The 13,920-nt window shown below is 67.4% G+C and carries 13 protein-coding genes; 2 read left to right on the top strand and 11 right to left on the bottom strand.

Annotated elements, in window-relative coordinates; all coding sequences use genetic code 11:
* Nucleotides 1-98: 98 nt before the first annotated feature.
* The 5 genes from EG885_RS07630 to EG885_RS23270 are packed head-to-tail and all read right to left on the bottom strand — an operon-like array spanning nt 99 to nt 4,005.
* Nucleotides 99-1,382, bottom strand: a complete 1,284-nt coding sequence (locus EG885_RS07630; RefSeq protein ID WP_131573883.1) for a short-chain fatty acyl-CoA regulator family protein — start codon at nt 1,380-1,382, stop codon at nt 99-101.
* A 28-nt stretch (nt 1,383-1,410) separates the two neighbouring features.
* The gene (locus tag EG885_RS07625) at nt 1,411-2,253 is read right to left on the bottom strand and encodes an ATP-binding protein (RefSeq protein WP_131573882.1); all 843 of its coding nucleotides are present in this window, start codon (nt 2,251-2,253) and stop codon (nt 1,411-1,413) included.
* On the bottom strand, nt 2,250-3,143 hold the full coding sequence (gene tatC, locus EG885_RS07620; RefSeq protein ID WP_131573881.1) for a twin-arginine translocase subunit TatC: 894 nt from the start codon (nt 3,141-3,143) through the stop codon (nt 2,250-2,252). Before tatC ends, EG885_RS07625 begins: the two co-directional genes overlap by 4 nt.
* Nucleotide 3,144: 1 nt before the next feature.
* Nucleotides 3,145-3,702 (bottom strand): Sec-independent protein translocase protein TatB, encoded by a 558-nt coding sequence (gene tatB / locus EG885_RS07615; protein ID WP_131573880.1) that lies wholly within the window; start codon nt 3,700-3,702, stop codon nt 3,145-3,147.
* A 21-nt stretch (nt 3,703-3,723) separates the two neighbouring features.
* Nucleotides 3,724-4,005 (bottom strand): twin-arginine translocase TatA/TatE family subunit, encoded by a 282-nt coding sequence (locus tag EG885_RS23270; protein ID WP_242679550.1) that lies wholly within the window; start codon nt 4,003-4,005, stop codon nt 3,724-3,726.
* A 151-nt stretch (nt 4,006-4,156) separates the two neighbouring features.
* Between EG885_RS23270 and EG885_RS07605 the strand changes: the two genes are divergently transcribed.
* Both EG885_RS07605 and EG885_RS07600 read left to right on the top strand, forming a co-directional pair.
* Nucleotides 4,157-4,777: a MarC family protein gene (locus EG885_RS07605; protein ID WP_131573879.1), complete on the top strand. Its 621-nt coding sequence runs from the start codon at nt 4,157-4,159 to the stop codon at nt 4,775-4,777.
* Nucleotides 4,774-5,346, top strand: a complete 573-nt coding sequence (locus EG885_RS07600) for a retropepsin-like aspartic protease family protein (protein WP_131573878.1) — start codon at nt 4,774-4,776, stop codon at nt 5,344-5,346. The genes EG885_RS07605 and EG885_RS07600 overlap by 4 nt, the downstream gene beginning before the upstream one ends.
* 30 nt (nt 5,347-5,376) lie before the next feature.
* On the opposite strand, the gene EG885_RS07595 is transcribed toward EG885_RS07600, so the two are convergent.
* From EG885_RS07595 to EG885_RS07570, 6 genes are all read right to left on the bottom strand, one after another.
* Nucleotides 5,377-6,624, bottom strand: a complete 1,248-nt coding sequence (locus EG885_RS07595) for a Zn-dependent hydrolase (RefSeq protein ID WP_131573877.1) — start codon at nt 6,622-6,624, stop codon at nt 5,377-5,379.
* Nucleotides 6,621-7,808: a hypothetical protein gene (locus EG885_RS07590; protein ID WP_131573876.1), complete on the bottom strand. Its 1,188-nt coding sequence runs from the start codon at nt 7,806-7,808 to the stop codon at nt 6,621-6,623. Before EG885_RS07590 ends, EG885_RS07595 begins: the two co-directional genes overlap by 4 nt.
* Before the next feature lie 33 nt (nt 7,809-7,841).
* A complete protein-coding gene (locus tag EG885_RS07585; protein ID WP_131573875.1) occupies nt 7,842-10,112 on the bottom strand; it encodes an FdhF/YdeP family oxidoreductase in 2,271 nt (756 codons plus the stop codon).
* A 69-nt stretch (nt 10,113-10,181) separates the two neighbouring features.
* Nucleotides 10,182-12,398, bottom strand: a complete 2,217-nt coding sequence (locus tag EG885_RS07580) for a xanthine dehydrogenase family protein molybdopterin-binding subunit (protein WP_131573874.1) — start codon at nt 12,396-12,398, stop codon at nt 10,182-10,184.
* Nucleotides 12,395-13,357 (bottom strand): FAD binding domain-containing protein, encoded by a 963-nt coding sequence (locus EG885_RS07575; RefSeq protein WP_131573873.1) that lies wholly within the window; start codon nt 13,355-13,357, stop codon nt 12,395-12,397. Before EG885_RS07575 ends, EG885_RS07580 begins: the two co-directional genes overlap by 4 nt.
* The gene (locus tag EG885_RS07570) at nt 13,354-13,881 is read right to left on the bottom strand and encodes a 2Fe-2S iron-sulfur cluster-binding protein (RefSeq protein ID WP_131573872.1); all 528 of its coding nucleotides are present in this window, start codon (nt 13,879-13,881) and stop codon (nt 13,354-13,356) included. Before EG885_RS07570 ends, EG885_RS07575 begins: the two co-directional genes overlap by 4 nt.
* Between the last annotated feature and the right edge of the window lie 39 nt (nt 13,882-13,920).

Raw genomic sequence — 13,920 nt, 5'->3', positions numbered from 1 at the left:
CCCTCTGCTCCCCCGCACGCCCCCCGGCCCGCGCAGAGGGCATCATGGGCCGGATCACGGGGCGGTGTCAAAGGGGCCGTTGGCCCGCACCGGACGGTCTAGCCCGGCGCCGCCTGCGCCATCAGGATCGACGCCTCGCGGCGCGCCGGACAGGCGGCCCTTGGGCAGATGCGGCAGGCCGGGCCGATGGGCAGCGCATCCGACGGGGCCGGGCCATCCACCGGCAGCATCAGCATCAGTGCCTGCGTCAGCAGCGGCCCGTCCATGCCCTGCGGTTGCTGGCGCTGCGCAAAGGACAGGGTCCGGAACCCCCGCCCCTCGGGTGTCACCACGATCCGCGCCAGCGCCACCTGCGGCACCGCCAGCGCATGATACAACGGCCACAGCGCACAGCTGTCGCCCGCACGCGGCAGTGCAAAGCCCTGCGCGGCCCGGCGCGTGGTCAGCACGCCCGACCCGTCACAGACAAGCAGCCCCGCACCGTGAAATCCCGCCGGACGCAGATCGGCCAACCGGCGCATCACCAGATCCAGCGGCACGGCCAGCCGGGCGGCCAGTTGCACCGGATCGACGGGATGGGGCAGCGCCGCAACCCCATCGCTCAGCAGGGCATCGGGCAGGGCCAGCCGGTCAGCCTGCAGGCCCGCCAACAGATGCGTGCCCATCGCCCGCGCCGCATCCGAGGCCAGCTTGCCCGGATCGGGGGCTCCGTCATCGGTCTCGGCCTCGGCCAGCCAGGCCTCGACCTCGTCCTGGGGGGTGATGGCCTGACCCTCGGCCTCGAAACTGTCCAGATAGGCGACCAGAGCCTGCGCGGTCAGCGACAGGCGCTGGCTGTCCTGATGCAGATTGGCGTGGAACCGCGCCCGCCATTCGGGCGAAATCTCGCCCTCCTCCACCAGAATGGCGGCGGTCGAGCGCACGGCGGTCACGGCTGACAGAACCTCGTGCAGGGTGGTCAGCAGATAGGGATCCTGCGTCATGCGGTCGGACAGATCGATCAGCTGGCGTTCCAGCCCGCCCGCCCGACGCGCCTGCGCGATCAGCAGCGCCGACCAGCCCGGATAGCGGGCCAGAAATTCGGTCACCTGCTCCAGCTCGGGGGCGGCGCCTGCGGCGACCGGATGGGCGGCCGCCTCGCGCAGCGCGCTGATGCGGATTTCCTCGCGCCCCTCGGCCAGCTCGTCGGCAGGCACCTCCAGCTCATCGGCCAGACGGGCGATCAGCTCGGGCCCGACGGGGCGGCGATTGTGTTCGATCAGGTTCAGATAGGCCGGAGAGATCCCGACCGAGCGGGCCACATCCGATTGCCGCCGCGAGATCGCCAGCCGCCGTTCCCGGATCCGCGTTCCCGTCAGGACGTTGGCGTCACGCCCGGTCATGGGGCGGTCATCGGGCGCTCATCCCCGGTCAGACCGACAGGCCATGACGGCCCGCCAGATCCACGAAGAACTGCCACGCCACCCGTCCCGACCGGGCGCCGCGCGTCGCCTGCCATTCGATCGCCTCGGCGCGCAGCCGGTGGGCGTCGATCCGCAGCCCGTGCGCCGCGCAATAGCCGTCGATCATCGCCAGAAACTGATCCTGATCGCAGGGGTGAAACCCCAGCCACAGCCCGAACCGGTCCGACAGAGAGACCTTTTCCTCGACCGCCTCGCCGGGCTGGATCGCGGTGGCGCGTTCATTGTCGATCATGTCGCGCGGCATCAGATGCCGCCGGTTCGATGTCGCATACAGGATCACATTGCCGGGCCGCCCGCTGATCCCGCCATCCAGCACGGCCTTCAGCGATTTATACTGCACATCGTCATGGCTGAAGGACAGATCGTCCGAAAACAGCAGGAACCGCCGCGTCGAGGCCCGTCCCAGAATGGCCAGCAACCGCGAGACCGAGGTCAGATCGTCACGCGCGATCTCGACCAGAACCAGCGGCAGGCCTTGGGCCACGGCTTCGGCGTGGACGGCCTTGACCAGAGACGATTTTCCCATCCCCCGTGCGCCCCAGAGCAGGGCGTTGTTGGCCGCATGGCCGCGCGCGAATTGCAGCGTATTGTCCATCAGCACCTGCCGCGCCCGGTCGATGCCGATCAGCTGGTCCAGCGGCACCCGGTCGATGCGGGGCACGGGTTCCAGCCGGTCGGGATCGGGATGCCAGACGAATGCGGTGGCCTTGGTGAAATCGGGGGCGGGAACGGGGGGCGGGGCCAGCCGTTCCAGCGCCTCGGCGATGCGGTCCAGAACGGGGCGCGTCACCGCGCCGGTTCCTTGTCCTCATCCTCGTCATCATCGTCGACCCACAGGCCCTGCGCGCGCAACTCGGCCTCTCGCTTGCGCTCGATCCGGCCGACCAGCTGGATGGAAATCTCGTAAAGGCCATAGATCACCACGAACAGCACCACCTGAGAGATGACATCGGGCGGCGTCGCCACCGCCGCCAGCGCCAGAATGGCCACCACCGCATAGCGGCGCACCGATCCCAGACCCTTGGCCGACACCATCCCCGCCTTGCCCATCAGCGTCAGCAGCACCGGCAGCTGAAAACTGAGACCGAAGGCCAGAATGAACTTGGTCGTCAACGACAGGTATTCATCCACCGAGCCTTGAAAGACGATGGCCGCCAGCGGGCTGTCGGCGGCAGGCACTGCCGCCCCGGTCGCGTCATCGGGCAGTTGCAGCGGACCCTGCTGGAAGCTGAGGAAGAAGTCATAGGCCATCGGCAGAATGACATAGAACGCAAAGGCCCCGCCGATGAAGAACATCACCGGAGAGGCGATCAGGAACGGAAAGAACGCCGCCTTTTCATTGCGATAAAGGCCCGGCGCCACGAACCGCCACATCTGGTAGCCGATCACCGGAAAGGCCAGCACGAACCCCCCCAGCAACGAGATGCGGACGGCCACGAAGAAACCTTCCTGCAGCTTCAGCAGGATCAGGCCGCATTCCTGCCCGCGTTCCTCCAGCGCCGCGCAGATGGGCTGGGTCAGCACGTTATAGATCGGGTTCCAGACCGTATAGCACAGCACCATCGCGATGATGAATGCCAGCATCGACCACATGATCCGGGTGCGCAGCTCGGCCAGATGCTCGATCAGCGGGGCCGAGCTGTCGTCCGGGTCTTCGGTCTTCTGGGTCTTGCTGGCCAATTCAGTCGTCTTTCATGTCGCTGCGGCGAACCGCGTGCAGACGGCGCGCCGGGGTCGCAGGGGCCGCGCTTGCAGGGGCCAGGATCGAGGGATCGGCCGCCACGGGTGCGGAAACCGGCGCCGCCAGTGATGTCCTTGCCGGACTGGCCGGGGCCTTGGTGGCCGATCCCGCAGTGCCAGCCGTGGCCGGGCCTGCAAGCGTCGCCGCGGTCTCGGCCGGGCTGTCGGGGGCTGCGGGATCGGGCAGCGCGGTTTTCTGAGGAGTGGGACGTTTGGGATCCCATTTCTCGAACCGGTCGGCGGCGCGATCCAGCGCGTCCAGCCCAAGCGATTTCTTCGAGGTCATGTTCTTGACATCGCGCAGCGATTTCGTCGCCTCGTCCAGCCCCGACCCCTTGGCGGCGTCTTCCATGGCGGATGAGAACTCGCGCGCCATGCCGCGTGCCTTGGCCGTGAACCGGCCAAGCGCGTGAAACAGATGGGGCAGATCCTTCGGACCCACAACGATCAGCGCAACGATGCCGATCAGCAACAGCTCGGTCCAGCCGACGTCCAGCATGGGGACCCTGCCTTTCCGGGCTTAGCTGCGGTCGGTGGGACGGGGTCCGGGCACGGTTTGACCCGGCACGGTCGTGCCGGGGGTCACGTCCCGCGCGGTCTCGCCCGGGACATGCCGGGGCGTGGCGCGGTCGGGATCGGCTGCCGCTTCGACATCGTTGGCGGGGTCGTTGACGCCGCGCTTGAAGGCGGTGATGCCTTTGCCCACTTCGCCCATCAGCGACGACACCTTGCCGCGTCCGAACAGGACCAGCACGACGACTGCGATCAGAAGGATGCCGGGAAGGCCAATGTTGTTCAGCATGAGAAACTCCCTTGCAGGGTGGTCCGGCCACCCGCGCCTGACATTTATCCCCTCGGCCACAGGAATGCAAAGCCCTTTCCCGTGAGCATCCGCCGCAGCCCAAGGCGCAGGCAGTGCTTGGCAGGGCCGGGCGGGCGGGTGATAAAGGCGCATGGACATGGCCACCTATATCACCGCATTCGTCACGCTGTTCGTGGTCATCGACCCGATCGGTCTGGCGCCGATCTTCATCGCGCTGACGCCCGGCATGAACGGCGCCGCCCGGCTGCGCATCGGTCTGAGATCATTGATGATCGCGGCGATCCTGCTGACCCTCTTCGGGCTGGCCGGAGAGGCGATCCTGTCCGGCATCGGGATCTCGATTTCCGCCTTTCGCATCGCGGGGGGGCTGCTACTGTTCCTGACCGCGCTGGACATGCTGTTCGAACGCCGCACCGAACGCCGCGAGGGGCAGGCCGAGGGCGACGATCCCTCGGATGATCCGTCGGTCTTTCCGCTGGCCATGCCGCTGCTGGCCGGACCTGGCGCATTGGCCACGATGATCCTGCTGGTCGGAGAGAATCAGGGCATCGCCCATATCGCCATGGTCCATCTGATGATGCTGGGCGTGCTGGCCATCTGTCTGGCGTTTTTCGCGCTGGCCACGCCGCTGGCCCATGCGCTTGGCCGCACCGGCACGATGGTCGTCACCCGGCTGCTGGGCATGCTGCTGGCGGCGCTGTCGGTGCAGTTCGTCATCGACGGGCTGCTGGGATCGGGGTTGTTCCCATGAGCGGCGACGACATCGCACGGCTGGCCTTTTACGGGCTGCTGCTGGTCGTCATCGGCGGCGCGATGCTGTTCGAGCTGTCGGGACGGGGCGGGCGGGCGCTGCGCCAGCTGGTCCTGTGGGGCGTGATCATCGCCGGGCTGGCCATCGGCTATGACTGGTGGCAGCAGACGATGGCGCCGCGTCAGCAGGTGCTGGAAGGCGGCGCCCGGATCGAGATCCCGGCAGGCCGCGGCGGCCATTTCCATCTGGAGGCGATGCTGAACGGCACGCCCATCGATTTCATCGTAGACACCGGCGCGACCACCGTCGCGCTCAGCCGCAGCGACGCGCAGGCGATCGGGCTGGATCTTGGCGCGCTGCGGTTTTCGGGACAGGCGGTCACCGCCAATGGCCGGGTCGGCACCGCACCCGTCACCATCGCGGAATTCACGCTTGGCGATGCGGTGGACCGTGATGTCACCGCCGTCGTCATCGACAGCGAATTGCAGGACAGCCTGCTGGGCATGTCCTATCTGCGCCGCTTTGCCCGCGTCAGCTTCGAGGGCGATCTGCTGGTGCTGGAACGCTGAAAGCCCCCCCCTGCCTGAATACGCCCCGCCCTAGAGGGGCCGGGCACCGGACATCTGCCGGATGGTGGCGAAGATCACATCGATGCCGCGCGCCAGCTGGGCATAATCGGTCCATTCCTCGGGGGCATGGGACACGCCGCCCCGGCTTGGCACAAAGATCAGCCCGGTCGGGGCAAGCCCCGCCATGATCATCGCATCATGGCCCGCGCCGCTGACCATCACCCGGTGAGAGACGCCCAGGGCATCGGCCTGCCCGGTCAGCGCCGCATGGATCTGTCCAGACAAGGGCGTGGGGGCCGCGTAAAGCTGTTGTTCGACCGAACAGGTCAACCCGTTGCCCTGCGCATGGGCGGCGGTGGCGCGGACCATCTCGATCAGTTGCAGAACGTCGGCCTGGGCGGGGGCGCGCAGATCGACGGTGAACCAGACATGATCGGGAATGACATTGGCGCCGCCGGGCAGCACCTCCATCTTGCCCACGGTCAGCACGCTGTCGCGGCCCAGCTGACGGGCCAGATCGGGCAGTTGCGACAGGATGCCCACCGCCCCCATCAGCGCGTCGCGGCGCTGGTCCATCGGCGTGGTGCCCGCATGACCCGCCCGGCCCCTGACGGTGATCTTCAGCTGGGCCAGACCGACGATGCGGTCGACGATGGCGATGTCGCGGCCCTCGGCCTCCAGCACCGGGCCCTGTTCGATATGCAGTTCCAGAAACGCATGCACCGCGCCGGGTGCCAGCGCCGCCTGCCCCGCCTGTGACGGGTCCAGCCCGTAATCGCGCATCGCCGCCGCAGCCGAGATGCCGTCATCGTCGCGCAGATCGTCCAGCGTGGCCGGATCGACCTGACCGGTCAGCAGGCGCGATCCGAACAGACCGCCGCCAAAGCGGGCGCCCTCTTCCTCGATCATGGCGATGACCTCGACAGGGCGTTCGGGGCGCAGACCCAGATCGCGGAACAGAAACGCCGTCTCGATCCCCGCGACCACGCCCGCAGGACCGTCAAAGCGTCCGCCGTTGGGCACCGAGTCCAGATGCGACCCGACAAGGATCGGCGCCAGATCGGGGTTTGTCCCTTCGATCCGGCCAAAGACATTGCCCACCGCATCCTGCCGCACGGCCAGCCCGGCATTGGCCATCTGACCGGCGACGTAATCGCGGGCCTGCTTGTATTCGGGGCTGAAGGTCAGCCGCGTCGTTCCCTGCCCCGGCGTGGCGTTGAACTGGTCGATCCCCTCGATCAGCGCCTCGACCCGGCGCGCATCCGCAAATCCGGTCATCCGATCATCCCCACGAAAACCCCCGCCAGCACGACCGAGACCATGGTCACGGTCACGAAACCCGCCACCAGCATCGGCGGCAGCAGATGGGCGGTCAAGACCTCGCGCTCGGCCGTGTCCTCGGTCAGGGTGTCGATCACGTCCTTGGTGATGATATAATCCGCCGGAAAGCCGTACAGCGCGGTCAGCGAACAGGCGAATGCCATGGCGGGCGTGACGCCCAGCAGCCGGCCCATGATATAGGACGCCAGATACATCCCCACCAACCCGATGGCGACGATCGCGACCAGCGGCACGATCAGCTGGCCCAGCATCTCGGGCGTGGCGCGTTTCAGCCCGTCGAAGATGAAGACCATCAGGATCAGCACGGTGAACCCGAAGGCATTTGATTTGCGCAGCGGCTCGCGTTCCAGAAACCCGACCGAGGTCGCGATGACGCCGAACACCAGACACAGCACGAAGGGGCTGATGGTGACCACGAGGGCGGCCAGTTCTGATGCGCCCCATGCGGCAAAGGCCACCGCGCCAAGCCGCATCATCTTGAAATAGGCGGTGTCATAGGCGGCGGGCATCGCCCGGAACAGGCGCGGCGGCACGGGCGCATCCGGCATCTCGGTCACCATTGCGGTGGCGCTCCACTGCCCGGCGCGGTGGGCGGCCAACACACGCCGCCCCTCGCGTTTCAGCATGATGGCGGTCAGCGGATAGCCCGCAAAGCCCTGCATCACATAGATCAGGATCGCCAGCACCGACAGCGCCTGCAATCCCGCATCCGCCGCCGCCTGCGACATGATCAGCGATGCCACCACCCCGCCGACCAGCGGCGGCGTGCCCACCACGATGGTCTGCCAGTCCAGAACCATCAGCCCCACGGTGAACAGCAGCGCGATGATGCCGCCGATCCCCGACAGGGCGATCACGACAGTGCGCCATTGCCGGCCCAGTTCCGCGACCGACAGCAGTGTGCCCATATTGGTGATCAGCAGATACATCGCCAGAAAGACGATGGGTGTTTCGAAGCCTGCGGTCTGGACGATATCCTCGGGGAAGAATGTCCAATAGCCCGCCAGAAACAGCAGCGCGCAGACAAAGACCGACGGCAGCTTTGACCGCGTTCTGGTCGAGACGACATCGCCGATCCACAGGATCAGCGCCAGCAGGGAAAACGCCAGCAATTGCGGCATGGGATCGGGCCTCTCGGATCGGGTCGGCCCCGATCAGGTCAGGTCCAGCCGGACCGGTATTCCCTTGGTCGCAGGCGTGTCCGAGGCCAGATCGCAGCGCGACAGGGGCGATAGCGGGTTCAGCTCGGGGAAATATCCCGCGATGCAGCCGCGCGGCAGGTCATAGGGGATGACGCGCAGCCCCGCAACCCGCCGCCCGATCCCGTCATCCGCCGCACCGGTCAGGGCGATGCGGCGTTCGGCCACCAGCCCCTCGGCCGCCATGTCATCGGGCGACATCATGATCAGCATCCGGTCGCCCTCGATCCCGCGCAACCGGTCGGACAGGCCATAGACGGTGGTGTTGAACTGATCGTTCGATCGCAGCGTGATCAGCCGATAAAGGCCCGGACCCACGCCCAGCCCGGTGGCATCCAGTGCGGCGGGACGGGTGAACTGCGCCTTGCCGCTGTCGGTCTGCCAGTCGCGGTTCCGCGCCGGATTGCCGCGATAGAACCCGCCGGGCTGGTTCATCCGCGCTTCGAAATCGTGAAAGTCGTCAGGATAAACCACCTCGATCAGGGCACGGATGCGGGCATAGTCGCGCGCCCAGTGGTCCCAAGGCATCTTTGCGCTGGCAGGCAGGGTGGCGGCGGCCAGCCGGGCGACGATGGCGGTTTCCGACATCAGATGCGGGCTGGCGGGGCTGCGCTTGCCGATCGAGCCGTGGATATGGCTGAAGCTGTCCTCGACCGTCACCTGCTGGTTCACGCCGTCCTGCATGTCCACCTCGGCGCGCACGAGGCAGGGCAGGATCCAAGAGGATCGGCCCGGCATCAGATGCGTGCGGTTCAGCCGCGTCGCCACATGCACGGTCAGGGGCATCCGCCCCCATGCGGCGGCCACCCGGTCGGTATCGGGCACCGCGCGGGCCAGATTGCCGCCGAGGCCGACGAAGCCCTGCGCCTTGCCATCCAGCAAAGCCTGCACAAAGGCGGTGGTGTTCCAGCCCTCGTCCATCGGGGGGGCGATCCCGAACAGGTCGCGCAGCGCGTCATTGGGGACCAGTTCGGGCTTTTCGGTGATGCCCACGGTGCGCTGGCCCTGCACATTGGAATGGCCGCGCACCGGGCTGATCCCGGCGCCCTTGCGTCCGATATTGCCGCGCAGCAGCAACAGGTTGACCAGCGCCCCCACCGCATCCGAGCCATGCACATGCTGGGTCAGGCCCATGCCATAGACGCCGATCACCGCTTTGGCCCGGGCATAGATCGCGCCGATCGCCTCCATCGCGTCACGGGTCAGGCCGCTGACCTGCTCCAGTTCGGCCCAATCACAGGCATCGACCCAATCCATCCAGTCCTGCAAGCCATGGGCATGCGCGTCCAGAAAGGCATGATCCAGCACGCCGCCCTGCGTGCGGTCCAGCGCCAGCACCTGCTTGGCGATGCCGGTCAGCGCGGCGATGTCGCCGCCCGCGCGGACCTGCAGATAGCGGTCGGCAATCTCGGTCGGGGCGCCAAGGGTCATCTGCCACGGGCTTTGCGGATTGGCGAATTCCAGCAAACCCTTTTCGCGCAGCGGGTTGATCGCGACGATGCAGCAGCCGCGATTGGCCGCCTGCTGCAAGGGATGCAACATGCGCGGGCTGTTGGTGCCGGGGTTCTGGCCGACATGCAGGATCATGTCGCAATGGTCGAAATCCTCGAACACGCAGGTGCCGACCGGAGTGCCGATGACCGTCTTCAGCGCGACCGAGGTCGTCTCGTGGCACATGTTCGAGCTGTCGGGCAGGTTCACATGCCCATAGGCACGGGCATAAAGCGCGTACAGAAACGACGCCTCCAGCCCCGCCTTGCCCGAGGCGTAAAAGGCCACCATTTTCGGGTCCAGCGCCTGCAGTTCCTGCCCGATGGCGGCAAAGGCCGTGTCCCAGTCCACCGCGACATAGCGGTCGGTTTCGGCGTCATAGCGCAGCGGATGGGTCAGGCGGCCCGCCAGCTCCAGATCATATTCGGACCAGCCCGACAGTTCGGACACGCTGTGGCTGGCAAAGAAATCCGGGCCGCAGCGGGCGCTGGTCAGATCCCACAGCGTCGCCTTGGCGCCGTTCTCGCAAAACTCGACGATATGGGGATTGGGCGGCTTGGCCCATGCGCAGGATGAACACATCATGCCGCCCGGCTTGTTCTGACGGCGCAGGGTGTCGAAGGCGCCGGGACCGGGGCGGGCGGTGCGGGCGACGGCGGCGATCCCCTTGGCCGACCCCCAGCCCCCCACCGGACCGTCATAGACGTGGCTGTCGCGGGGGGGCTGGTCGGACATGGGGGACGCTCCTGTCTTGGGGGGCCGGACAGCGCAAGCAGTGCGCTGTCCGGCGTTTTCAGGCAAACCTCAGGCGGCGGGTGCGAAGGGATCGGGCAGATCCGCCAGCAGCCGGTCGGGCGTCATCGGGAAATCGCGCAAGCGCACCCCGCAGGCATTGTGGATCGCATTGGCGATGGCGCCGGCCGCACCACAGATCCCCAGTTCGCCCACCCCCTTGGCCTGCATCGGCGAGGCGTGCGGATCGCGTTCCTCCAGCAGGATCACCTCCATCGGCGGGATGTCGGCATGAACGGGGACGTGGTATTCGGCCAGATCGTGGTTCACCAGATGGCCGTCGCGGGCATCAAAGGACAGATCCTCGGTCAAGGCGCTGCCGATGCCCCAGACCATGCCGCCCAGACATTGCGACCGCGCCGTCTTGGCGTTCAGCACCCGGCCAAAGCCGAAAGCCCCGGTCATCCGCCGCAGCCGTGTCTCGCCGGTAAAGGCGTTGACGGCCACCTCGCAGAAGAACGCGCCATAGGTCGATTGATTGACCTTTTCCATCAGCTCGCCCGGCTCGATCTTGCCGGTGCGGGTCAGATCCTCGGTCAGAAGATCCGTGACCGGGCGCGCATCGACACCCTCGGCCCAGGCCTTGCCGTCCTGCAGGATCAGGTCGTCGGCCGAACAGCCAAGCGCCTGCGCCAGGGTCGCGCGGATCGCCTCGCAGGCATAGAACACCGCCGATCCGGTGGACGATGCCCCCCAACTGCCGCCCGAGCCCGATCCGGCAGGCAGCAGGCTGTCGCCCAGCCTGACGGTGGTGCGTTCGATCGGCTGGCCCAGCATCTCGGCGGCGATCTGGCCAAAGATCGCATAGCTGCCGGTGCCGATATCGGTGTGATCGGTTTCGACGACCACATGGCCGTCGGCGGTCAGGGTCACCCGCGCCTCGGCCTTGGCCAGAATGTTGACCCGGGCGGCCGAAGACATGCCCATGCCGATCCACCATTCGCCTTCGCGCCGCGCGCAGGGCTGCGGGTTGCGCTGATCCCAGCCAAAGGCGGCGGCCCCGGCCTCCATCGCCTCGACCAGACGGCGCGAGGAATAGGGGGTGCCCTGCCCCGGCACCGTGTCGGGCAGGTTGCGGCGGCGCAGCTCGACCGGATCGAGGTTCAGCGCCTGCGCCAGTTCGTCCATCGCGACCTCCAGCGCCTGCATCCCGACAGCCTCGCCCGGCGCGCGGACGGAACCGGCGGTCAGACGGGTGATGTCGGATTTGCGCACCGCCAGCAGACGGTTGTCGCCCGCATACAGAAATTCCGAGGCCTGCGTGACCGGTTCCGAAAAGGATTCCTCGGGCAGGTTCGACACCAGCGCCTCATGCGCAAAGGTCGTCAGTCGCCCATCCGCCCCGGCGCCAAGCCGGATGCGCTGAACGGTTTCCGACCGGCGCATGATCGACTGGAACACCTGCTGGCGGCTCATCACCACCCGCACCGGACGACCCAGCTCGCGCGCGACCAGCGCGGCAGCGACCGCCTCGTGCGAGATGCCCAGTTTCGACCCGAACCCGCCACCGACATAGGGCGACAGGATGCGCACATGCTTGGGGTCGATGCCCAGACTGTCGGCCAGTTCGGCGACGTTAAAGGCGATCATCTGCAGGCTGCCCCACAGGGTCAGATCGTCGCCCTGCCATTCCGCGATGGCGGCATGAGGCTCCATCGCCGCGCTGGCATGGCCGGGCGTGGTAAAGCGGGCGTCGATGACATGGGCGGCGTCGCGCAAAGCCGCATCCAGATCGCCCGCCGTCACCGGATCGGCGGCGGCCTCGGCGCTGTCCTCGGTCGGCATGAACCGGGCCTTGGCCGAGGCATCGTCATAGTCGATGCGCAGCGCCTTGGCGGCGGCGGTGGCCTGTTCGAAGGTCTCGGCCACGACCAGCGCCACCGGCTGCATCGGATAATCGACGCGCGAGGGATCCTGCGCGGGCGCCTCGCCTGCCGTGCCCTGCGCCGGGCGACGCAGCATCTGCGGGGCAGCATAGACGCCCAGCACGCCGGGCATCGCCAGAACCGCATCGCTGTGGATTTTGGTCACGCGGCCCGTGCTGATGGTCGCGCCGACCAGCACGCCCTCGGCGCAGTCGGTGCGGACATATTCGGCGGCATAGGTCGCCTGTCCGGACACCTTCAGCGGGCCTTCGGGACGGTCCAGCGGTTTGCCAATCACGCCCTGACGGGTGCGGTCCAGCATGTCGCGGGTGTCGGGGGTGTCATAGGTATCGCTCATCGTCATTCCCCCGTGGCTTCCGCCAGCACAGCCGCCAGCGCGCGGCGCACCAGCGGGATCTTGAAATCATTGCCGCCCTGACCCTGCGCCTTGTCCAAGAGCAGATCGGCGGCCTTGTCGAACAAGGCAGGCGTCGGGCGTTCGCCCACCAGCAGATCCTCGATCCGCGTGTCGGTCCAGGGCTTGTGGGCGATGCTGCCAAAGGCCAGCTGCGCGGCCTCGATCTGCCCGCCCGTCACCCGGATCGCCACTGCGACCGAGGCCAGCGCAAAGGCATAGGAGGCCCGGTCGCGCACCTTGCGATACAGCTGCCTGCCGCCAAAGGGCTGCGGCAGGGTGATCGCGGTGATCACCTCGCCCGCCTGCAGCACATTGTCGCGGGACGGATCATCGCCCGGCAGACGGTGGAAATCGCGCATCGCGATGTCGCGGCGGCCCTGCGGCCCCTCGACCGTCACGCTGGCCTTCAACGCCGCCAGTGCCACGGCCATATCGCCGGGATAGGTGGCGATGCAGGCATCCGAGGTGCCCAGAATCGCATGGTTGCGGTTGACGCCGCCGATGGCCGCACAGCCCGAACCCGGTTCGCGCTTGTTGCAGGCGGAACGGTTATCCATGAAATAGCCGCAGCGCGTACGCTGGCACAGATTGCCGCCCATCGTCGCCTTGTTGCGCAGCTGCGGGCTGGCGCCTGCCAGAATGGCGCGCGACAGCAGCGGCCAGTCGGCCCGGATGCGCGGATCGGCGGCGGCGTCGGAATTGCTGACCAGCGCGCCGATGCGCAGGCCCTGGTCGGCGGCCTCGATGCCGTTCAGGCCGATGCGGTTGATGTCCAGCAGCGCCTCGGGCGTCTCGACCTCCAGCTTCATCAGATCCAGCAGGTTGGTGCCGCCTGCGATCAGTTTGGCGGGGGCGCCCACGGCCTCGGCCACGTCGCCCGCGCGGGTATATTCAAAGCCCCTCATTGTGCGGCCTCCTCGGTGGCCATCGCTTCGCGGATGGCTGCGACGATGTTGTCATAGGCGCCGCAGCGGCACAGGTTGCCGCTCATCCGTTCGCGGATCTCGGTGTCGCTGATGGTCGGGGTAATCGCCGGATCGGCGGTGACGGCGCTTGGCCAGCCGTCGCGGATCTCGGCGATCATGGCCTGAGCGGAACAGATCTGGCCCGGCGTGCAATAGCCGCACTGAAACCCGTCATGCGCGACAAAGGCGCGCTGCAGGGTGGACAGCGCCTCGGGCGTGCCCAGACCTTCGATGGTGGTGATGTCGTCGCTGTCATGCATGACGGCCAGCGACAGGCAGGAATTGATCCGGCGACCATTCACCATGACGGTGCAGGCACCGCACTGGCCGTGATCGCAGCCCTTCTTGGTACCGGTCAGCCCGGCATCAAGGCGCAGGAAATCAAGCAGAGTGCGGCGGGGATCGCCTTGAAAATCGTATGATTGGCCATTGATGGACAACCTGGCGGCGGGGCGATGTGCCATGGGGGCTCCTTGATCCGCGGGCTTGGGTCAGAAGCAACG

This window comes from Paracoccus nototheniae (assembly GCF_004335005.1).
Lineage (GTDB): Bacteria > Pseudomonadota > Alphaproteobacteria > Rhodobacterales > Rhodobacteraceae > Paracoccus > Paracoccus nototheniae.
Note: the sequence above shows the minus strand (reverse complement) of the source record. Positions and strands in the feature narration are given on the sequence as shown.

What these genes read in the sequence shown, in the direction of transcription:
- EG885_RS23270 (WP_242679550.1), bottom strand. Translation starts at nt 4,005, where the DNA reads ATGCTGAACAACATTGGCCTTCCCGGCATCCTTCTGATCGCAGTCGTC.
- EG885_RS07590 (WP_131573876.1), bottom strand. Translation starts at nt 7,808, where the DNA reads ATGCCGCAATTGCTGGCGTTTTCCCTGCTGGCGCTGATCCTGTGGATC.
- EG885_RS07605 (WP_131573879.1), top strand. Translation starts at nt 4,157, where the DNA reads ATGGACATGGCCACCTATATCACCGCATTCGTCACGCTGTTCGTGGTC.
- EG885_RS07570 (WP_131573872.1), bottom strand. Translation starts at nt 13,881, where the DNA reads ATGGCACATCGCCCCGCCGCCAGGTTGTCCATCAATGGCCAATCATAC.
- EG885_RS07580 (WP_131573874.1), bottom strand. Translation starts at nt 12,398, where the DNA reads ATGACGATGAGCGATACCTATGACACCCCCGACACCCGCGACATGCTG.
- tatB (WP_131573880.1), bottom strand. Translation starts at nt 3,702, where the DNA reads ATGCTGGACGTCGGCTGGACCGAGCTGTTGCTGATCGGCATCGTTGCG.
- EG885_RS07585 (WP_131573875.1), bottom strand. Translation starts at nt 10,112, where the DNA reads ATGTCCGACCAGCCCCCCCGCGACAGCCACGTCTATGACGGTCCGGTG.
- EG885_RS07575 (WP_131573873.1), bottom strand. Translation starts at nt 13,357, where the DNA reads ATGAGGGGCTTTGAATATACCCGCGCGGGCGACGTGGCCGAGGCCGTG.
- EG885_RS07600 (WP_131573878.1), top strand. Translation starts at nt 4,774, where the DNA reads ATGAGCGGCGACGACATCGCACGGCTGGCCTTTTACGGGCTGCTGCTG.
- EG885_RS07630 (WP_131573883.1), bottom strand. Translation starts at nt 1,382, where the DNA reads ATGACCGGGCGTGACGCCAACGTCCTGACGGGAACGCGGATCCGGGAA.
- EG885_RS07595 (WP_131573877.1), bottom strand. Translation starts at nt 6,624, where the DNA reads ATGACCGGATTTGCGGATGCGCGCCGGGTCGAGGCGCTGATCGAGGGG.